Source organism: Glaciecola sp. 1036 (genome assembly GCF_050306235.1).
In the GTDB taxonomy this organism is placed as follows: Bacteria; Pseudomonadota; Gammaproteobacteria; order Enterobacterales; family Alteromonadaceae; genus Glaciecola.
The window spans coordinates 80158-100730 of sequence record NZ_JBLWFH010000007.1; the positions used below are offsets into that span (position 1 = coordinate 80158).

Sequence of the window (20573 nt, forward strand, 5' to 3'; positions counted from 1 at the left end):
TCTATTCTGGCTCAATATCTTTTACATGTCTTTGTACTGACAAGAATGAACCTATGAGTCCCATAGCGACGCTTATTAATAGCATAATCCCTATAGCACCAAACTCTAATCCAGTGATATCAATATTGATGCGGTAAAGTTCAAAGACATCTTGTAGATTCCAATCAATCCAAACTAACACTAGGCTGATTGTTAGCCATGCTATTAATCCTCCTATCAGTCCAAACCAAAAACCGGTGTAAAGAAACGGACGATGAATAAACGCATCTGTCGCCCCCACCAGTTTCATTACTAATATCTCTTCTTTCTTATTCAATATATTTAATCTAATGGTATTGCCAATAATTAAAACCACAGCAAAGAAAAGTAAAAACGCAAGTAAGAATACTAGTTCTTTAGCGACTTCTAAAACTGCATACAAGCGCTCTAACCATTCGATATCAAGTTTGCCTAGTTCAACCTCACGTTCTTGCTTTAACTTGTCTAACAATATCGCGGCAGAGGTGGGCGCGGCATGTCGACTGGTTGGCGTGACTCTAACAACTGCTGGCAAGGGGTTAGTGTCTAAGTAGCCAATGGCGTCACCTAATCCAGACAGGGCTTCAAATTCTTTAAGCGCCTGTTCTGAAGACATGTAAGACACGCTATCAATTTCTGGCCACAATGAGATCCGAGTAACCAACTGTTGAGCCGCTTGTTCACTAACATTTTCTTTAAGGAATAATGAAACTTCTGACGCTTGTTGCCATTGCTGGCTGACTTGCTCAGTGTTTTTAACAACAATATAAAGCGTACCAGGCAGGGTGAGACTAAATCCAAGTACTCCAATCGTCATTAAACTTGCGAATGGTGTTCGGTAAAGCTCCCCTAGGCTGAAAAAAGCTTGCCTAATATGATCAACAAAAAACATGACAAAACGCTGAAATATACCAATTTTGTGATATACAGCACCGTGTTTTCTTTCTTTGAATAAGATACTCATGGCGCTTCAAAATCCTCGGCCGGACTTAAACCATCAGTAATCATTTTGCCATTTTTAAGTGTTAGGGTGCGATATTTCATGCGCGCTATCAAGCCAAGATCATGGGTTGCAATCAATACAGAGACCCCTGCCTGATTAAAATCTTCAAATAGACGAATGATTTCCATAGAAAGTTTAGGATCAAGATTACCCGTAGGCTCATCAGCTAGAAGTAATGGTGGGCGATTGACAACAGCTCTGGCAATACCTACGCGCTGCTGTTCCCCTCCAGATAGCATAATTGGCAGGTTTTTAGCCTTGTTACGTAGGCCTACCATATCTAAAGCGGCATGCACTCTAGATTCGATGTTTTTTCGGCTATGGCCTTCTATCACAAGGGGAAGCGCCACATTATCGTAGACAGTTCTGTCCATTAATAAATGATGACTTTGAAATATCATGCCTATATCCCGCCGAATGTAGGCGATATGTTTACGTTTGATAGAGCTTAAATCATGCCCATTTATAAACACATTCCCCACTGTTGGGCGTTCCATGATACTAATAAGCTTCAAAAGCGTACTTTTTCCTGCACCTGAATGCCCGGTTAAAAAAGCCATTTCACCTCTTTCTAGATGAAAGTCTACCATCGACAGAGCTTGTTGCCCGCCATGATAGGTTTTGCTTACTTTTTCAAATCTAATCATTCAATAACGCTTTCTTTAACTAATATTCCAAACAGGACACGCAATTTTTTCACATATGCTTTAGCTTACCCTAACAGGGCTTCCAATTTTTAACTAACTTAATATTTTTTAGACTTTACCAGAGTCATCAAACAAGGCATCCACAAACTCACTGGCCTGAAACGTGCGCAGGTCGTCTATCCCTTCGCCAATACCGATGAATCTAACCGGAATAGAAAACTCATCTGCAAGCGCAAATATGACGCCACCTTTTGCTGTTCCATCTAATTTAGTGAGGTTGATGCCCGTAACACCTACAGCTTCATTAAAGATCTTAGTTTGACTCACTGCATTTTGACCAGTACTCGCATCCAAGGTAAGCATAATTTCGTGAGGAGCTTCTGGAATTTGCTTTTTCATAACTCTAACGACTTTCTTGAGTTCTTCTATCAAATTGTCTTTATTTTGTAATCGTCCAGCAGTATCGGCAATAAGAACATCAATTCCTTTGGCTTGCGCTGATGCTACAGCATCGAAAATAACTGATGCGCTATCTGAACCGGTAGATTGGGCAACTACAGGTATATTGTTTCGTTCGCCCCAAACTTGTAATTGCTCAACAGCTGCAGCCCTAAATGTATCTCCTGCCGCCAACATTACTTTTTTACCTTCAGCCTGAAATTTCTTCGCTAGTTTACCAATGGTAGTAGTTTTTCCTACGCCATTTACACCCACCATTAAGATAACAAAAGGCATCTTTTTACCATCTACCGACTGTGTTTCCAATGACATCGGCTGGTTAACCGGTTCTAATATTTCTCTTAATTGCTTCTTCAATAACTCTGCGAGAGCTGTTCCATCTTTAAGTTGTGTATGTTTTGCTTCATTTGTTAGATTGGTAATGACTTTTTGTGTGGTCTTCATCCCTAAATCAGCAACTAGCAATTGAGTTTCTAATTCTTCATAAAGATCTTCATCAATTTCTTTTCCTAGCAAAATTGATTTGAAACCACTTCCAAAATTTTCTCTGGTTTTTGATAACTGTTGCTTTAACCGAGTAAAAAAGCCGTGGGACTCATTACTCGAATTACTCGAAGCCTCTTCAATTTCGGGAGAACTCTGAATGTCAGTACTTTTTGTATCATCGGATTTATTTTCTTTGGTATCCGACTTTATTTCAGAATCTTTTTTAAACCAGTTAAACAAAGTACAACCTCACACTAAGTAATGATAATATTATTACAGGTTATTATTCATTGTATGATAACACCGTGTAGGAACCAGATGCCATTATCACAAAGAAAATCTAAGCGTTACAACAAATTTAATTCAAAACCTGATTCAGGACACTCAAAAAAATCAGCAAACGCTTCTAGTAAAATTCGCATTATTAGCGGAAGTTTTAAAGGCCGCAAAATAGCAGTTGCAAACGCAGATGGATTAAGGCCTACCACGGATAGAATCAGAGAAACTCTCTTCAATTGGCTCATTGGCTCTATTGCCGAAAAACGTATCTTGGACATGTATGCGGGCACCGGAGCACTTGGTTTTGAAGCTTTATCTAGAGGCGCTTCTCATTGTACATTTTTTGAAATAAATAAAATGCCTTTTCGTCAACTAATAGAAAATGCAGACTTACTTAGCGTATCAAATAAGTGCAATTTCAAGAATATGGATGTTTTAACAATACTTAACGAATCGGAGCATCAGTTTGATTTGATATTTATAGACCCACCCTTCGGAAAAAATTTAGTGAATCCAAGTATTTCTGAATTGATAAAGGCAGACCTTTTAGCAAGCAATGCATTGATTTACGTTGAATGTGAAAACAATTACGCAATTGATGACTTCGAAAATCTTATGGTTATTAAAACGTTAGAAACTAAGACATTTACTTCAAGATTATACAAATATTCGAAAATATCTTAATTAACTCGATAAACCAAGATTACTGATCTTTTCATTTCTGAAACTATCTCTTAAATACATAAGCTCTTCTACGTTAGGGGTATTCGAAGCTAAGTATTCAATAAGTGACTCAATCAGTTCAATTTCGTAAATGACCAACTCTGATTCTCTAATTTGGGCAGGCGTGAGGTCAGAATCATTCTGGACACGCAAATATCTTTCAATGTCACCTTGACTCAGCTTGGCTAGCATTACAGCCGGCTGTAATTCACTTCCCGCGAAGGTATCGATAAGCACATTTAGTCCAACTAAAAAATCCAAAGTCGATTTTGATGCCAAACTATCATCCTCTATTTCATCGAGTAATAGCCCTATTTTTTCCGCATTGTTAGCAAAATTTTGTTTCTTTTTAAATGCTGACATCCAGAATTTATTAAGTACAGATTCTAATAAATCCAGAGGCTGTTGTTCCCCTAGAGAATTAAAATATATCCTCGCGTTTATGAACATTCTTTCTGCAATACAAAGCGATATAATAACTGAATCTTGCAATTCCAGCGTTCGAAGACGTGAAAATAAGGTGAGCTTTTTGGTCACTATAAGCCTCTTAAAAATATGATGTAATCGGAAATCCCGTTGAGTAGCATTTGAATAGCAAGCATTACTAATATCATCCCCATTAAGCGTTCTATTGCTCGAATTCCTTTATCACCCAAGAGTATATGAACTTTTCCTGCGGTTAGCAGAATTATTGAGCTTGAAAACCAAGCTAAAAATAATGAGACTGTCCAATGTAACATCTTATCTGGGGATTGGCTGGACAAAAGAATTAAAGCCGCCATAGTTGAAGGTCCAGCTATCATAGGCACGGCTAAAGGAACTATGAAAGGCTCTTCTCCCTCACTAAAATTCATTATTCCACCTGGCTTTGGAAAAATCATTTTAAGTGCAATTATAAATAGTATGACGCCACCCGCTATGCTTACGGTTTCTTGTTGGATTTGTAAAAAATCCAACAAGGACTGCCCGATGTAGAGAAATACAACTAGGATTAAAAGAGCTATTGAGAGTTCTCTAAGAATAATTTTAGTTCTTCGTTCTGAGGGAACACTTTTAAGGACACTCAAAAAAATCGGAAGATTTCCTAAAGGGTCCATAATTAAAAACAACAAAGTAGCCGCAGCCAAAATATCCATTAATTTTCCTAACAGTTACAACTTAACTTTAAAACCATAAATCAATAACTAAATTTTGAATGTCCTGAAAAAGATAATCGAACCTCAGTTTGATATATTTGAGTGTCCAAAACGCTGAGATTCAGGGCTTTAAACCATCAAACTTAAAGTTTTTCTAAAATATATTAAAATTTATTAAATTTTGGTCGCTATATTGTATATCAATTACAAACATATTAAGAGTTTATCATGGCATTAATGACTGTTAGTGATGTAGCAGAGTATTTGCAAATTCAAACAGGCAGAGTAGAGCGTTTAGCTAGAGAAAGTTTGTTAATCGCTAAATCTAAAGACGAAAGTGGCTCACCACTTTTTGAAAAAGATGATGTACAGCGCTATAAAGAGCTAGCCGAACGTTTAGGCGGGCTATAGCGAAACAAAGTTTCGGAAGCGGATATCCCTTTAATCCATCGCTTACCTAATTTTTGAGCCCACATTTTTAAACTTTCAGAGTCACCGATAGCTGACGAAAAAGCTTCGGTTAATTTGTTTTTTTGCAATACGAAACCCGATTTAGGCGAATAGTCTTGTAGTTTCTTTGACCATTCATCTACTTCTTTAAGCAGCATTTCACTATAATCTTCAAATGTAATTTTCAATTGGGAAGTGTTATTCAATACATCTTCAAACGAAACAAAATTTTTGATATTTGACGCTTTATTTAGCCTTAGTCCAAAGCCAGTATGCTTGAACCTTCTGATATTATCTGTAATATCAGCTCTAAATGGATTTAAATCTACGTACTTCATGCACTCAATAATAGCTTCTTCTGATAGTAATGCTTGAGATTTAAATCTCCCTTCCCAGAAGCGTCCTGTACAATCGTCTTCTTTGTTTGCTTTTTTGGATATAAATTCATTAAGTGCCTTCATGAACCAGCTTATATTCAATAATCGAGCGCGGTACTTTTTAGCAAATTGACTGATAATCAACTTATTAAGTCCTTTTTGAGGCGATAGAAGAGCTAATTCGACGATACCTGGAAGTCGGTAAAGCTTTCCCCAACGTAGAATGACGTCCTGATCTGACAAGACGGCACCATCTTGTTGAGAAATTTTCAAAACCAAGTGGTAATGATTTGACATAATTGCATAGGTACAAATCTGAATACAAAAGATTGAAATCAGGAACTCAATTCGTTCCTCTATCCACTCTTTCCGGTGCTCATAACTGTTGCCTGTAAGCCCGTCTATACCGCATAAAAATGCTCGTCTTACGCACCTTGTAAAACAATGGTAATACTCTGTAATTTCTGGATTAATTAGGTGCTTCCTTGCAACCGTCATAATTAAACCTCAATTGAGATAGTAGATAAGCATTTACTCTAAATGGAACTGGATTTAAAAACACCTGTCCATTAGTGCAGACTTAAAAATTTTTTATTAATATTTCTGAAATTGTTCGAACTCCCAAACCTGTTGCACCTTCAGGCATTATTTCAGTACCGTTTCTATTATAAGCCGCAGCCAAGTCAAAATGCAGCCAAGATCCTTCATACCCCTCTACAAATCTGGATAGGAAACCTGCGGCGTTTGATGCTCCACCAGCTCCGCCTCCCTTTTGAGGTCGACTATTAGCAGTGTCTGCAAAAGGCGATGGGCATTTAAATTGATGGTTGAGGGTAAGAGGTAATTGCCAAAGAGGTTCATTTACGTTGCAGGCAAAGTTCAACGCTTTTGCGGCAAGTTCCTTATTCAGTGAAAATAGGGCATTGTAGTCACCACCTACAGCCATAACTGCGGCTCCAGTTAGGGTAGCTGCATCTATGATTAAAGAAGGATTATTTTCACAGGCCGCTATTAAACCATCAGCTAACACTAACCGACCTTCCGCATCTGTATTAACAATCTCAACTGTCAGGTCATTTTTATATTTTAAAATGTCACCTAATTTATATGCGTGTCCACTTACCAAATTTTCTGCACAGCACAAATAAAGTTTAACCCGTTTTTGCAGACCCAACATAATGGCTAAACCTAGAGCTCCTACTACAGTTGCCGCTCCCCCCATATCACATTTCATATCCAGCATGCCTTCACTTGATTTTAAGCTATAACCTCCGCTATCGAATGTGATTCCTTTTCCTACTAAAACGCAGCTCACATCCTTTTCCTGTATTGGATTAAAATCGACCTCTAATAAAACAGGGGGCCTTTCGCTCCCTCTACCAACTGCATAAATACCGTTGATTTCTTGTTCAGCCAACTCATTACCTATGATCTCTTTTACAGACACGGTTAGGGGATCATCTACCAGGCTAACCAACCAATCTGCCGAAAGTTTTGATAAAATCTCTGGACTCAAATTTTCAGGTGTCTCGTTGGTTAAACTTCTAACAAAGTAAAGTGCTTTTTTATGTGCCAAAAGCCATTGTCTGTCATCATCTGTAGTTTCAGAAGCAAACTTAACTTCTAGATTTTGTTTGGGGGAATAAAAAGCTTGGATTACCGCATATTGCTGCTCCCTACTCCAACTTCCTTCAAGCTTTACTGAAGTAAAACCTAGTGACAAAAATTTGCGTGTCCCTTTTCTAATATCATCCAAAACCGAGGTTTCGGTTGCATTAATGGTGATTGCATTTTCAGATAGAGAGTAAAGCGTGCTTGGCTGGGTTGGCTCTACGTTTAGATATAAATTTATAGAAGATTCTTTTTTCATTTTTTGTTCTTTAAATATGTTTAATCTTAGTGGCTTGTGATTCATTATATACAAAGCGTTATCAGAAGAGAAAAAAGCAAACAAAGGACAGTCAATTGTTTACATTTCCAACACCTTTAATTCAAGGTAGTTTTCAAACTAGATATAAACGCTTTTTAGCTGATATTAAGTTACCTGAAAATAAGGTTATTACAGCACACTGTGCCAATACTGGCGCAATGACTAGCTGTTACTATCCTGATTGCACGGTTTTTTTGTCAAAAAGTGATAATCCAAAACGCAAATTGGCATACTCTTGGGAGTTAAGTACGGATTTACACGGAAACTTGATCTGCGTTAATACAAGTATAGCGAATAGATTCGTCGAAAACGTGCTTAAAGAAGGGAAAATTTCAGAATTTCAAGCTTATTCTTATATAAGGCGAGAAGTAAAGTTTGAAGACAGTCGACTAGATTTTTTAATTGAAGATGAAAAATCAAATTATCTTTATCTTGAAGTAAAGTCTGTCACCCTTGCAGATAGTCATGGCAGTAAATTCCCTGACGCTAAAACGGTGCGAGGACTAAAACATTCATTATCACTCATTAAAGCCAAGCAAAAAGGTTTTGACGCCTGCCTTGTTTACGTCATCATGCGTAATGGTCAAGATACTTTTCGCCTGGCGTCCGATGTGGATCCCATTTATACCGCTAGTGTCAAAGAATTAGTCAATTTTGGCATTAAAATTTTAGTCATTTATACGAAAATTACACCACAGAGTATTGAGGTATCTAATTACATACTCATTAATCATTAAAAAAAGATTGCAATTTCTGAAAAAATGCCCATATTACCGTCCTTAAATTTTTTGAGGAAGTTTGTCTTCCCCAAAGACATGGAGCCGAAACAACAATTCTGGATAAAAGGATTGTGAGGAATCAAGAGTAGAGAGGGCTTATGCCAACAGAAAAGAATAAATCGATTGGTCTATTAGCACTTGCAGGTTTAGAACCTTATCAAGAAAAACCTGACGAAGAGTATATGAATGATGCTCAAATGACGCATTTTAGAAAAATACTCAATGCTTGGCGCGTTCAACTTAGAGAAGAAGTTGATAGAACTGTTCATCATATGCAAGATGAGGCTGCAAATTTTCCTGATCCAGTGGATAGAGCAGCGCAGGAAGAAGAATTTAGCTTAGAACTGCGAACTCGAGACCGAGAGAGAAAGCTCATCAAGAAAATTGAAAAAACCTTAAAACGAATTGAAGAAGACGACTTTGGTTTTTGCGATTCTTGCGGCATTGAAATAGGGATTAAACGTCTTGAAGCTCGCCCCACAGCTGATCTTTGCATAGACTGTAAAACAATGGCTGAAATAAAAGAAAAGCAATTACAAGGCTAATAATAGGGTTAATTGAGGCCTAATTTCTTGATTAACCCGCCTTAAAAATAAATTTTAATTTGCTTATCAATGCGAAAAGTCTCTCGATTTGCCCCCTCACCTACTGGGCCTCTTCACTTTGGATCCCTTGTTTGTGCATTTATTTCTTATGTTATTGCTAAACAAGATGGGGCAGATTGGCTTGTCCGTATTGAAGATCTTGATGAACAACGCTGCAAGTCAGAGTATGTTAATTCAATCTTAACAACCTTAGAATCTCATCATCTATTGTGGGATGGTGAAATCATATACCAATCAAAGCGTTCCAACCTCTACCTGGAATATATAAATGCGCTTAGAGAAGATAATCTTTTATACGGATGTAGCTGTTCCCGCAAAGAAATAAAGCTTCGAAGTAGCTTTTATGATGGATTTTGCCGAAATAAACATCTTCCTTTATACGGCAATATTGTTCGGCTTAAAAATGATGATTGTGCTACGAACTTTTATGACCAACATTTGGGACACGCAAAAGTTGACAGTTATCTTACACTTGAAGATCCTGTGCTACGAAGAGCCGATGGACAGTTTACCTACAACCTTGCTGTCATTGTCGATGACATCGAGCAAAGCATAACCCAGATTGCAAGAGGCAGTGATTTATTTGAATTAACGCCACTACACATAGAGCTATTTCAACACTTTAATTATAAATCGCCCGAATTTTTTCATTTACCCCTTGCCGTACACCAATTGGGGACAAAGTATTCAAAGCAAGCTTATTCTCCACCCATTTCAAATAAAAATGTAATGGACAATTTAAAAAGTTGCGTGTCCTTTATGGGGGGTAAACCCGATGAAATGTCAGAATTTAACAATGTTGATGAATTAATTGAATGGACAATTTCAAATTGGAATCGTCAAATGCTACCAAAAGTAAGAGAAATTATCGTTTCACAAACAAATGGCTTATACTTCGCACAGTAAAGTATTGCATGTCCCAAGGATTTTTTAAGTTTAAATGTCAAATACTAGGTTAACTAAACTCACTCCAACGCGAATACCGAAAAGTCGTCACAACCTAAGATCTAGTGCTTTATCTGAAAACGCTGTAACTGTATTGTCTACACTGAATGATGCTGGCTTTGACGCTTATGTAGTAGGTGGTTGGGTTAGAGACAGTTTGTTAGGTATGTCCCCCAAAGACGTTGATATAGTAACTAACGCGACGCCAGAACAGATTAAAGGGCTATTTAAAAACTGCAGGTTAATCGGAAGGCGCTTTAGGTTGGCCCATGTCTATTTTGGTAGAGAGATTCTTGAAGTTGCAACATATCGAGGTCATCACACTGAGGACAGTGACAACGAATTAAGCCAATCTAGTTCCTCAGGTCAACTGGTACGAGATAATGTATTTGGCTCTATAGAAGAAGATGCTGCTAGACGAGATTTTAGTTTAAATGCGATGTATTTCGATGCTCGAAGCGACTCCATTCTCGACTTTGCAAATGGGATGGCATCTCTAAAAGAGAAAACTCTAACTATGATCGGGGAGTTAGAAAATAGGTTTACTGAAGATCCCGTTCGAATGCTAAGAGCTGTTAGATTTTCCAATAAACTTGATATGCAAATTCCAACCGATATGACACAGGCAATAATCAAGTTTGGACATTTGTTGGCAACAATACCACCAGCCAGATTATTTGAAGAAATTAATAAGTTGTTTTTATCCGGTAAGGGGCAGAAGGCATTAGATTCGTTGATAGAACTCAGCCTAATGAAACATTTGTTTCCGACTTGGGCAGCTAGTGCTAAATCCAAAGATTCGAAAGAATATCACTTCGCACGAAAAATGTTGACCAATACAGATGAAAGAATTGCGACTAACAATAGGGTCACTCCCGCTTTTTTGTATGCAACGATTCTTTGGTATTCTTTAGAGGAAAAAACAGAAACATTGGTTCAAGAAAGTAACCTGTCTCGATATGATGCGATTAATATTGCTGTTGTTGAAACCTTAACCCTACAGTGTAAGAGAGTTATGATTCCAAAACGTTTCTCTGTAACCATGCGCGAGATATGGTCGCTACAATACAGATTAACAAGGCGCTTCGGGAAAAAGCCTTTTGCTCTTATAATGCACGCAAAATTTAGGGCCGCTTATGATTTTCTATGTTTAAGAGCTGAAGTTGAAGGCGGGCAAATGCTTGAGTTGGCCGAATGGTGGACTGACTTTCAAAAGGCTGACCAAAATAAAAAACGTCAAATGGTTCTTCCATCCAAATATAAAGGCAAAAGGGCTAAAAATTCAAGGCGATAATTATGTTATTAGATATAGCTTACATTGGATTGGGTAGTAATTTAAAAAATCCCAGCCAGCAAATTAAAGACGCTTTACGAGAACTCCATCAAAGCTCAAATATTTGTGTACAAGCTTGTTCTCATTTGTATAAAAGTAAACCTCTAGGCCCACAAAATCAGCCTCTTTATACCAACGCTGTGTGTAAATTAAACACTTCATTATCTCCCATTGAACTTCTCGATGTATTACAAAGTATTGAAACAAACCATAAAAGAGAACGAAATGGCGAAAAATGGGGGCCTAGAACCCTAGATCTGGATATATTGTTATTTAATCAAGAGCGAATAAATTGCGAAAGATTAAAAGTGCCCCATATAGGCATGCAACACAGGGAATTTGTATTAGTACCTTTATTTGAAATCGCTCCGGATTTAGTCATGCATGACGGCAGAAGTCTGGCAGCATGGATCAACGACTGTGATTTAAACGGCTTAAAACGCCTGAACAATAAAATAGATTTCGCCAGCATAGCGGCTTAATTATTTAATAATTACTTGGGACACTCAGTTTATTTAAGGAATTTGGACACGCAATGAAAAAAGTGACAGTTTCGACCCTAACAAAAATGAAGCAAGAAGGTGAAAAAATTGCTTGTCTTACAGCGTACGATGCTAGTTTCGCTAAGCTTTTCGATACTTCTGGGGTAGAAGTATTGCTGATTGGCGATTCTTTGGGGATGGTATTAAAAGGTGAGGACGATACCCTTTCAGTCAGTGTTGAAGAGATTGCTTATCATGTAAAAAGTGTCAGAGCAGGAACTAATAAATCAATGGTTGTCGCTGATATGCCATTTATGAGCTATTCCACACCTGAATTGGCTTGTACAAACGCCGCAAAATTAATGGCCAATGGCGCGAATATGGTAAAGCTCGAAGGTGGTGACTGGTTATATGAAACCATAAAACAATTGGTTGAAAGAGGTGTACCTGTATGTGGACATCTTGGCTTGACCCCTCAATCAGTGAATGTGTTTGGTGGTTTCAAAGTTCAAGGCAGAAACTCTGAACAAGCCGAAGCCCTCCTTCAGAGTGCAAAGCAGCTTGAACAAGCAGGGATTCAATTGCTTGTATTAGAATGTGTACCTCAATCCTTGGCTGAACACATCAGTCAAAATTTGAGTGTCCCAGTAATCGGCATTGGGGCGGGAGCAGATACAGATGGGCAAATTTTAGTCATGCATGACATGATAGGAGTAAGTGCCAATTATATGCCTAAGTTCTCCAAAGATTTTTTGGCAGAAACAGGTAGTATCTCAAAAGCCGTTGAAGCTTATGTATCAGCAGTAAAATCTGGTGATTTTCCCAGTAATGAACACTCTTTTGATTAATGTAGAATTTAGCAACAATGAAGATAGTTGAAAACATTTTAGAATTACGTGAGTTAAGACGCCAGTGGCAAATAGATGGAGAGAAAATTGCTTTTGTTCCCACAATGGGAAATTTGCATAATGGACATCTTAAGCTCGTTAAAGAAGCGCAAAAAAAAGCCTCAAAGGTCGTAGTATCAATCTTTGTAAATCCTCTACAATTTGGTCCAGATGAAGATTTAGATGCTTATCCAAGAACAATAAAAGAAGACACCGAAAATCTAGAGAAACTGGGCGTTGATCTATTATTTTTACCAAAAACACAAGATATATACCCCAGAGGTTTAGAACAACAAACATTTGTTGAAGTGCCCGGTATTTCTTACATGATTTGTGGTGCTAGTCGCCCTGGACATTTCAGAGGCGTTGCGACCATTGTTTGTAAACTATTTAATATGGTACAACCAAATCAAGCTTATTTTGGCAAAAAAGATTTTCAACAGCTGCAAGTAATTCGAGCTATGGTGACAGATCTTTCCATGAATTTAGAAATTTACGGCGTTGATACAGAACGAGATTCATCTGGATTAGCTTTAAGTTCCAGAAATAACTACTTAAACGAAAATGAAAAACAAATTGCGCCTAATTTGTATAAAACGATCTGCACTGTTTCCGATAAACTGACTTCGGGAAGAAAAGACTACTCTAAAATCATTACAGAAGCTAAAGAAGCACTGGGCGAATTTGGATTTAAAACCGATTATATTGAAATAAGATGTGCCAACACATTGATGTTACCCAGCTATGAAGATAAAGAATTGGTTGTCTTAGCCGCGGCTTTTCTCGGAAAAACCAGACTTATAGACAACCTTCAAGTATCTCTTTAAGAATCCGTAGCCAATAGTTTTGCGGCATCTTTGGCGAAATAGGTCAAGATGCCATCTGCGCCAGCTCTTTTAAATGCTAATAGTGATTCCATCATCACTTTCTCTTTATTTAGCCAGCCCGCATTGAAGGCAGCCACGTGCATCGCATATTCTCCACTGACTTGGTAAGCGAAAGTAGGCACTGAAAACTCAGTTTTACAACGTCTTACAATGTCTAAATATGGCATCCCAGGCTTCACCATTACCATGTCAGCGCCTTCCTCTAAATCCATTCCAATTTCTTGTAAAGCCTCATCACTATTGGCAGGATTCATTTGATAAGTAGACTTATCGCCGCCTTTTAAATTAGATGCTGAGCCTACAGCATCTCTAAAGGGGCCATAGTAACTGGATGCATATTTTGCTGAATAGGCCATGATGCAAGTATTTATAAATCCGTTTTCCTCAAGATTAGACCGAATTTTACCCACTCGCCCATCCATCATATCAGAGGGTGCCACAACATCTACGCCAGCTTCTGCGTGACTTAACGCTTGTTTTACAAGGGTTTCAGAGGTGAGGTCATTTAGGACGTATCCGTGTTCGTCAATAATGCCATCTTGACCATGGGTAGTAAATGGATCCAGCGCTACATCTGAGATCAAAATAATGTCATCACCAAATCGGCTTTTTAATTCTCGAATTGCCGCTTGCGCTAAACCGTCGGTATTAAAAGATTCTTCCGCTAACAATGATTTTTTACTTTGTGAAACGACTGGAAATAATGCGAAACTTTTCACACCGTAGGACACGCAATCTTTTACTTCCTCTATTAAAAGATCCAAACTAAAACGATAAATGCCGGGCATTGAATCGACAGGCTCTTTTCGCTGCTCCCCTTCCAAAACAAACATCGGAAAAATTAAATCGCTAGCTTGGAGCGAGTTTTCTGTGACTAATTGGCGAATTGCCTGCGTTCTGCGCAATCTTCTTGGTCTATGGTTAGGAAACATATAGAGGCTTAGTTTATGTTAATTGATGTGTATTATGCAGCAGAGTAAATAGGATTGCGACCCTTTGTCAGCGCTAAATCAGCCTGTTTTTAAGGTAAAACCTTTGATAGTGGAAGAGCAGACTTAATCAACAAACCTTTGCGTGTCCCAAAAAAAATTGAGTGTCCTAGGTTATATTAGTAATCTTCGGCAATCACAACATTGCGGCCATTTTGCTTTGCCTGGTAAAGCAACTTATCTGCAAATCCAAACAATAATTTTTGTTCATCTTCAGTCGCCACAACTCTGCTAGTTACGCCTATACTCACGGTAAACGACAGATGTTTACTTTGATATTTTGTATCGTGCTCTTCAGTCGCTTTACGAATGTTTTCCATAAGCTTTTTAGCACCAGACAGGTCCGTATTCGGTAAAAGTGCGACAAATTCTTCGCCGCCATAACGACAAATAACATCGGCGGGACGCTTAATGTTTTGTTGCAAGATAATGGCGAAAGTTTTTAAGCATTCATCGCCTGCCAGATGACCAAATTCATCGTTTACCTTTTTGAAATAGTCAATATCCAAAACAGCGACTGACAATGGTGTTCTTTCTCGTCGGCTACGTCGAATTTCAGCGATATATCGTTTATCAAAATAACGTCTATTCATTAACCCAGTCAGAGGATCTATTGCACTTAATCGCTCAAGTTCATTATTGGCTTCAGATAACTCTCTTAACGCAATTTCTAGTTCTAGGGTTCGCTCTTCAACTCTGTATTCAAGCTCTTGCTTGGCTTTTTCTTGGACACGCAAAAGATCATCTTTGGCCAAAATTGCTTGGCGCTCGCTTTCTATTGCAGAAGCCCTTGCAGTTTCAGTTTCTTTATATTGACTACTGAAACTCATCGCTAACGCTAGGGCCAGAAGCATAGTCTCAGTAATTGCCCCAACCATTAACAAATAACTGCCATCAATAGGAAACTCATAAAGCCCTAAGTTTTCAAAGGTCGTTGTTAACCCACTTAGCAATAAGACTCCCCAAGCAGCGGTAAAAAACTGCGCAACCAAGCTTCCATTTATTGCGAGACTTACTGCTGACACCACAATGAAAGGAGCCGACAGGGCAATCATTAACAAAACTCCCTTTATCATGATTTCATAAGGGAATATTGAACTCGCGAAAAACATAATGAAACAGACGTACTTGATAGCATTTAAGGTTAAATAAAGCCGTTTACTCGTTCGTTTTAATTCTAAGATATCGACTGATAATTGAATGATTAACGCGATTGTTAGACAGGCAAAAAATAAAATGGCGCGCTCTTGAAACCAAATATTGTCTGGCCAGAAGAATCGAAAACTCACGCCATGTAAGGTCGCCACTACCATCGCAAAACAAAATACATAACAAGTATAGATACCAGCGGTCTTGTTTTTTGTAGTAGCAAAAATAAATAAGTTCGCTACTGCCATTGCCATCATGTAGCCAAAAAATAACCCAATAAATAGTTTGTGCGCACCGCTATATTCCAAGAAGTCAGAGTCTAGCCAAATGCGCATAGGCATTTTTACCGGCCCTTTAGTACTGACTTTAAAATATATATCTATGCGTTTAATATTTTCAGGAATCGGTAGCAAAAATTGCTCGTATTGTACTGGTCTATACTCAAAGTTTTGCGCATCACCGACAGTATAGGTCGCAACGATTTCTTGTGTATCAGCATCTATCATCCAAATATCAACATGATCTAATAGTCCGTAGTTGATTTCCATTAAGTAAGATAAGGATGGATTAGGTGTTTTGAAATTAGCTTTAAACCAATACGGGTTTTTCGATACCCCGGAGTTTCTCTTAGTCGCTTTTTCCCACTTATCCTCCGACAATTCCAATACTTGGGGGAGTTCAAGAAACTGCTGGGTTTGTTCATAGTAAAAAAGTTCCGGTGCAACACTTGCATCAGAACCTTTCTTAGTTAAAGCCATAGTAAGCAATAACAAACTTAAACCAAAAAGAAATACTATACCGGCTATCCAAGAGCTCTTATTTCTGGCTAAGATATGGTTTGCTTCCATTTCAGTCCTTAAATGCTGAAAATAATTTAAACGCGTTTTGCTTAGTCTTCGATAGTATTCTATCGGCATTTTCACCAATTATTTCAGCTATTTCTTGTGAAACATGAATAATGTTTTCAGGTACATTGATACGGCTTTTCGATTTTAAGGTTTTTGGAAAGAGGTATGGAGAATCGGTTTCTAATAACATTCTTTCAAGAGGAAGAGAACCAACAGCTTCTCTTAAGTCAATGCCTCTTTTTAAATCACATACCCAACCTGTGACCCCAATATAGCATCCTAAAGAGAGATATTGAGTTAATTGAGCTTGATTGCCGGTGAAACAATGAGCAATTTTAAATTTTGTATTTTTTGCGTGTCCCGTTAATAATTCAACCTGAGTATCAAAGGCATCCCTTTCATGTAGATAAAGGCCCAAGTTATGGGTGGATGCCAATTCAATTTGCTCTTTGAACGCAAAAATCTGTTGTTCAGGCGTAGAAAAGTTACGATTAAAGTCCAATCCGCATTCGCCAATTGCAGCAAAATGAGGGACATCAATTAACCCCATTAAAATATTTTTTGAATCGGCATTCCATTCTTTTGCATGATGAGGATGGACACCCGCAGTGAAATAAAGAGAAATGGGACAGGTATTGAAGTTTTCGCAAAACTCTTTTGCTTTGACCGCTTCTTCAAGGTTACTTGATATAATCAGAATGCCTTCGACACCAGCTTTATAGGCTGCTAATAAAACAGCTTCGGGGTCAAACCTCTTGTCAAATAAATTGACCCCAATATCAAACACAGCTATTTAATTCTTGTAACTTTTGAACGCCGATTAGAATCTGGCGTAGAAAGGAAATAGGACGATAAAAAGCCTTTTTCGACAATAACTTGATCACCTTCATCTACTTTCAAGCGGCTTTTTTCTTTTTCTTTCCAAACTTGCCCTGTATTTAGAGTAAAGATCCTAAAGCCTCTGCTATCTGCTACGATTTTAGTGACTTTGGATGTGATTTCTGTCGGGCTATTATCGGCAATAGGCTTTGCTATCTTTTCAGCGCCAAACTCTTCTATCTCACTCTGACTTATTTGTTTTGCTCTTACCTGTTCTTGAGGACGAGAACTTTCAACCGATTCAAGCTTTTCTACCTTTTTTGCCTTTTTTACAGCTCTGAATATGTCGTCGTAGCAAGCCAAACGCTTCTCGTCCGATTCAATTTTTGCACAATCTTTTGGTGAATTCGAAGCAAAAACCAGCTGATTGATATTTAACAGTAATAGCACAAACAATATTCTTTTAATCATCTTCCTGAATTTCCTCTTCTGCTTCACGCTTTCGAGAATAAATGGAACCTATAATAATCCCAACCTCGTATAGCAGCCACATTGGTACCGCTAAAAGCACTTGTGAAATTACATCAGGCGGCGTTAAGAGCATACCCACGATAAATACACCAACTACAACAAAGGGGCGTTTTTTCCGTAAACTTTGGGCGTCAGTAATTCCCGTCCAACACATTAAAATAATAGCTACAGGAATTTCAAAGGCTACACCAAAAGCAAAAAATATTTTCAAAACAAAATTTAGGTAACTTGAAATATCCGTACTAATCAATACGCCCGCTGGCGCCACGCTGTTGAAAAACATGAAAGCCAAAGGAAATACGACATAGTAGGCAAACGCCATTCCCGCATAAAACAATATGGTAGAACTAATCAAGAGAGGGGCGACTAGTTGCTTCTCATTTCGATACAATCCTGGAGCAACAAACGCCCAAATCTGATACAAGACAACAGGTATCGCAATAAAAAATGACAGAACTAGAGTGAGCTTAAAAGGTGCGAGAAACGGCGAAGCAACATCTGTGGCTATCATTGAAGAGCCTTCTGGCATCTCGGCCAGTAAAGGTGTTGCAATGTAAGCGTATATTTCCTGAGCGAAATAAAACAAACACAGAAAAACAATGAGTACCGCTACTAAGGCCTTAAGTAATCGGCTTCTTAATTCTACTAAGTGTGAGATTAAACTACTGGTCTGCGTCATTCTGCTTTTTTTGCTCTATGGAAATAATATCTTGTTCTGATGTGGAATTAGACTTTTTTGTAGGTTCGTAGGGAGTTTGAACAGACGCAGCGGCCGCTTTAAGCTCTTCAACACTGCGACGAATATCTTCTCCAACATTCTCTAATCCAGCTTTTTCGGCCTTTTTTAGATGTTCATGTAGTTCATGTGTCTTAAGTTGATTTGAGACTTCCTGTTTAAATCCATTGGCTACCGACTTAATGCTTCGGACAGTGTCAATAGTAGAACGGATAGCGCTAGGCAGCCGCTCTGGCCCAAGAACCAACAAAGCAATTATGCCAATGACAAGAAGTTCCCAAAACCCAATATCAAACATAAGCGTTATTCTTTAACTTTTTCTTTCTGTTCAACAGTAGTTTCGGTCGTTGTTTTTTTCTCTTCTACAGCATTAAAGTCAGCATCTTGCTGCTTAGATTTGTCTTCATCATCGCTCATTGCTTTCTTAAAACCTTTTAGAGCAGCGCCTAGATCACTACCCACATTTCGGAGTTTTTTAGTACCGAAAAGTAAAACGACGATGCCGAGAACGATTAATATTTCCCAAAAACTTGGCATATGAGGATCCTTTTTTACTTGTAAAATGGCGATATATTCGCCGTTGACGTATTATCGTGCATTATACCCATTATCTAATTAATATCATTCGAATTAAACTAGGTAAGTGAAAATATTGACGGAAATTATCTATATGTATAATAGGACACGCAAACAAAAATTTAGTTTGCTAGCCTTAAAAAAGGAAATTTGCGTGTCCCAAGTTCGGATTCTAACGATTTGCGTGTCCTGTTTTCTCTGCCTTTTCGGCTTTAGTGTTGAATCAAGCGCTGACGAAAATAAAGATGTACCGGTAGACTTTTGTCTAGAAGACAATTGGATCGACAGTGCATATTGTCGCTTCCATTACTCCATAGACAATTCCGCTAATAGTCTAAACGATATGTTTAAAGTTCATCCTGATGTTGATGATCCTGCGACAACCCGAGGACGACTGCGATTTGGATGGGAGCCAAGAACCGGAAATTTAGCAGAGTTCGATTTTCGATTCCGTATCAGATTAAAACTTCCTGCCTTTGAAAACCGAGTAGAATTATTGTTATCTGACGATGAGGATGACATTAACCGGCAAGATGTTAAAGCAGCACGACGGGATGAATTTAATAACAGTAACAAACCTGTTTTAGCATTACAGTTCAAAACCAAAGAAGACGACAAGATTAGCTACCGCTTAGGATTTGGTCGTGGTAGCCAGTTGTACACTAGAACGCGCTATACTGATGTTTACAAAATAGATGAGAAAATCCACTTATTTTATTTTGCAGAGGCCAATTACTATTCAGAAGACAAGCTAGGATTTGAATTCAATGGTGTTTTAGGCATTGAGTTAAACGAAACATCGGGAGTCGAATTCAATAATAGTTTTCGATTTAGAGATCCTTCGGACGATTGGTACTGGCGTCATGAGTTTCAATATCTACTATTAAAAGACGACAGCGCCAGTTATCTTTATACCGCTAGTATCGAGGGAGTAACAAGACCAAACTATCGAAAAGAACAAATGTTTATGAGCGTTAGATACAAACAGAAATTTTTGAGAGAGTGGCTATTTATTGAGTTAGAGCCTTATGTTTTATGGCTTCGCAAAGAAGATTTTAGAGCAAGCCTAGGCATGGCAGTTAGGTTTGAAGTACATTTCGAAACCTAACCTCGCATGTTGAAAAATTAGATACTAAAACTAGCGCCACAGCCACAAGTGGTCGTCGCATTAGGATTATTTACAAGAAAACGAGAACCTTCTAAACCCTCGGTGTAATCTACGGTACCACCAACCAAATATTGCAAACTCATGGGGTCTACCACTAAAGTTACAGCATCTTTTTCTATGGTCATATCACCTTCATTTACTTTTTCGTCAAAGGTGAAACCATACTGAAAACCTGAACAACCACCGCCTGTGACATACACACGTAACTTTAATTCGGGGTTTTGCTCTTCTTCGATTAATGTTTTGACTTTTTTTGCCGCGGCATCACTAAACTCAATCGGCATTGCTGTTTCTACAGTCATTTAATAACTCCAGTTAATTTGCATCCGGC

24 protein-coding genes and 1 pseudogene are annotated in these 20573 nt (G+C 38.2%); 10 read left to right on the forward strand and 15 right to left on the reverse strand.

Features of this window, described 5'->3' with window-relative positions; genetic code table 11:
• Position 1: 1 nt before the first annotated feature.
• The 3 genes and pseudogenes from ftsX to ftsY all read right to left on the reverse strand — a co-directional run.
• Positions 2-982, reverse strand: a complete 981-nt coding sequence (gene ftsX, locus ACNKW3_RS11735; protein ID WP_427399484.1) for a permease-like cell division protein FtsX — start codon at positions 980-982, stop codon at positions 2-4.
• On the reverse strand, positions 979-1668 hold the full coding sequence (ftsE, locus tag ACNKW3_RS11740) for a cell division ATP-binding protein FtsE (RefSeq protein WP_427399485.1): 690 nt from the start codon (positions 1666-1668) through the stop codon (positions 979-981). Before ftsE ends, ftsX begins: the two co-directional genes overlap by 4 nt.
• A 108-nt stretch (positions 1669-1776) precedes the next feature.
• Positions 1777-2829, reverse strand: a pseudogene (ftsY, locus tag ACNKW3_RS11745) (signal recognition particle-docking protein FtsY); the annotation flags it as partial.
• Positions 2830-2931: 102 nt separating this feature from the next.
• Here ftsY and rsmD point away from each other — a divergent pair.
• Positions 2932-3576 (forward strand): 16S rRNA (guanine(966)-N(2))-methyltransferase RsmD, encoded by a 645-nt coding sequence (rsmD, locus tag ACNKW3_RS11750; RefSeq protein WP_427399486.1) that lies wholly within the window; start codon positions 2932-2934, stop codon positions 3574-3576.
• Here the strand turns inward: rsmD and ACNKW3_RS11755 are convergent, their stop codons facing one another.
• Both ACNKW3_RS11755 and ACNKW3_RS11760 read right to left on the reverse strand, forming a co-directional pair.
• Positions 3577-4152, reverse strand: coding sequence for a DUF416 family protein (locus ACNKW3_RS11755; protein ID WP_427399487.1), 576 nt, complete (start codon positions 4150-4152; stop codon positions 3577-3579).
• Positions 4152-4751 carry a YhgN family NAAT transporter gene (locus ACNKW3_RS11760; RefSeq protein WP_427399488.1) on the reverse strand — a complete coding sequence of 200 codons (600 nt, stop codon included), beginning with the start codon at positions 4749-4751 and terminating at the stop codon, positions 4152-4154. Before ACNKW3_RS11760 ends, ACNKW3_RS11755 begins: the two co-directional genes overlap by 1 nt.
• A gap of 228 nt (positions 4752-4979) precedes the next feature.
• Between ACNKW3_RS11760 and ACNKW3_RS11765 the strand changes: the two genes are divergently transcribed.
• The gene (locus tag ACNKW3_RS11765) at positions 4980-5162 is read left to right on the forward strand and encodes a helix-turn-helix domain-containing protein (protein ID WP_427399489.1); all 183 of its coding nucleotides are present in this window, start codon (positions 4980-4982) and stop codon (positions 5160-5162) included.
• Here ACNKW3_RS11765 and ACNKW3_RS11770 read toward each other — a convergent pair.
• Positions 5126-6076, reverse strand: coding sequence for a transposase (locus ACNKW3_RS11770; RefSeq protein ID WP_427399490.1), 951 nt, complete (start codon positions 6074-6076; stop codon positions 5126-5128). The genes ACNKW3_RS11765 and ACNKW3_RS11770 overlap by 37 nt on opposite strands.
• An 82-nt stretch (positions 6077-6158) precedes the next feature.
• Positions 6159-7448, reverse strand: coding sequence for an aminopeptidase PepB (gene pepB / locus ACNKW3_RS11775; RefSeq protein ID WP_427399491.1), 1290 nt, complete (start codon positions 7446-7448; stop codon positions 6159-6161).
• Between the two features lie 95 nt (positions 7449-7543).
• Between pepB and sfsA the strand changes: the two genes are divergently transcribed.
• From sfsA to panC, 7 genes are all read left to right on the forward strand, one after another.
• The gene (sfsA, locus tag ACNKW3_RS11780) at positions 7544-8245 is read left to right on the forward strand and encodes a DNA/RNA nuclease SfsA (RefSeq protein WP_427399492.1); all 702 of its coding nucleotides are present in this window, start codon (positions 7544-7546) and stop codon (positions 8243-8245) included.
• 140 nt (positions 8246-8385) lie between these two features.
• On the forward strand, positions 8386-8832 hold the full coding sequence (gene dksA / locus ACNKW3_RS11785; RefSeq protein WP_427399493.1) for an RNA polymerase-binding protein DksA: 447 nt from the start codon (positions 8386-8388) through the stop codon (positions 8830-8832).
• 69 nt (positions 8833-8901) lie between these two features.
• Entirely contained in the window at positions 8902-9798 is an 897-nt protein-coding gene (gene gluQRS, locus ACNKW3_RS11790; RefSeq protein WP_427399494.1) for a tRNA glutamyl-Q(34) synthetase GluQRS, read from the forward strand.
• A gap of 34 nt (positions 9799-9832) precedes the next feature.
• Positions 9833-11131, forward strand: a complete 1299-nt coding sequence (gene pcnB / locus ACNKW3_RS11795) for a polynucleotide adenylyltransferase PcnB (protein ID WP_427399495.1) — start codon at positions 9833-9835, stop codon at positions 11129-11131.
• A 2-nt stretch (positions 11132-11133) separates the two neighbouring features.
• Positions 11134-11652, forward strand: coding sequence for a 2-amino-4-hydroxy-6-hydroxymethyldihydropteridine diphosphokinase (folK, locus tag ACNKW3_RS11800; protein WP_427399496.1), 519 nt, complete (start codon positions 11134-11136; stop codon positions 11650-11652).
• A 53-nt stretch (positions 11653-11705) separates the two neighbouring features.
• Positions 11706-12500: a 3-methyl-2-oxobutanoate hydroxymethyltransferase gene (gene panB / locus ACNKW3_RS11805; protein WP_427399497.1), complete on the forward strand. Its 795-nt coding sequence runs from the start codon at positions 11706-11708 to the stop codon at positions 12498-12500.
• A 17-nt stretch (positions 12501-12517) separates the two neighbouring features.
• On the forward strand, positions 12518-13366 hold the full coding sequence (gene panC / locus ACNKW3_RS11810; protein ID WP_427399498.1) for a pantoate--beta-alanine ligase: 849 nt from the start codon (positions 12518-12520) through the stop codon (positions 13364-13366).
• Here panC and hemB read toward each other — a convergent pair.
• The 7 genes from hemB to tatA form a co-directional block, all read right to left on the reverse strand.
• Positions 13363-14358 carry a porphobilinogen synthase gene (gene hemB, locus ACNKW3_RS11815; protein ID WP_427399499.1) on the reverse strand — a complete coding sequence of 332 codons (996 nt, stop codon included), beginning with the start codon at positions 14356-14358 and terminating at the stop codon, positions 13363-13365. The genes panC and hemB overlap by 4 nt on opposite strands.
• 176 nt (positions 14359-14534) lie before the next feature.
• Positions 14535-16412, reverse strand: a complete 1878-nt coding sequence (locus ACNKW3_RS11820; RefSeq protein WP_427399500.1) for a sensor domain-containing diguanylate cyclase — start codon at positions 16410-16412, stop codon at positions 14535-14537.
• Position 16413: 1 nt separating this feature from the next.
• Entirely contained in the window at positions 16414-17199 is a 786-nt protein-coding gene (locus ACNKW3_RS11825) for a TatD family hydrolase (RefSeq protein WP_427399501.1), read from the reverse strand.
• A 2-nt stretch (positions 17200-17201) separates the two neighbouring features.
• A complete protein-coding gene (locus ACNKW3_RS11830; protein WP_427399502.1) occupies positions 17202-17702 on the reverse strand; it encodes a hypothetical protein in 501 nt (166 codons plus the stop codon).
• Positions 17695-18441: a twin-arginine translocase subunit TatC gene (gene tatC / locus ACNKW3_RS11835; protein ID WP_427399503.1), complete on the reverse strand. Its 747-nt coding sequence runs from the start codon at positions 18439-18441 to the stop codon at positions 17695-17697. Before tatC ends, ACNKW3_RS11830 begins: the two co-directional genes overlap by 8 nt.
• Positions 18425-18796, reverse strand: coding sequence for a Sec-independent protein translocase protein TatB (gene tatB / locus ACNKW3_RS11840; protein WP_427399504.1), 372 nt, complete (start codon positions 18794-18796; stop codon positions 18425-18427). Before tatB ends, tatC begins: the two co-directional genes overlap by 17 nt.
• A gap of 5 nt (positions 18797-18801) precedes the next feature.
• Positions 18802-19035 (reverse strand): twin-arginine translocase TatA/TatE family subunit, encoded by a 234-nt coding sequence (gene tatA, locus ACNKW3_RS11845; RefSeq protein ID WP_427399505.1) that lies wholly within the window; start codon positions 19033-19035, stop codon positions 18802-18804.
• A gap of 193 nt (positions 19036-19228) precedes the next feature.
• Between tatA and ACNKW3_RS11850 the strand changes: the two genes are divergently transcribed.
• Positions 19229-20182 carry a hypothetical protein gene (locus ACNKW3_RS11850; protein WP_427399506.1) on the forward strand — a complete coding sequence of 318 codons (954 nt, stop codon included), beginning with the start codon at positions 19229-19231 and terminating at the stop codon, positions 20180-20182.
• A gap of 17 nt (positions 20183-20199) precedes the next feature.
• Here ACNKW3_RS11850 and erpA read toward each other — a convergent pair whose 3' ends face one another.
• On the reverse strand, positions 20200-20544 hold the full coding sequence (gene erpA / locus ACNKW3_RS11855; protein WP_427399507.1) for an iron-sulfur cluster insertion protein ErpA: 345 nt from the start codon (positions 20542-20544) through the stop codon (positions 20200-20202).
• Positions 20545-20573: the final 29 nt, after the last annotated feature.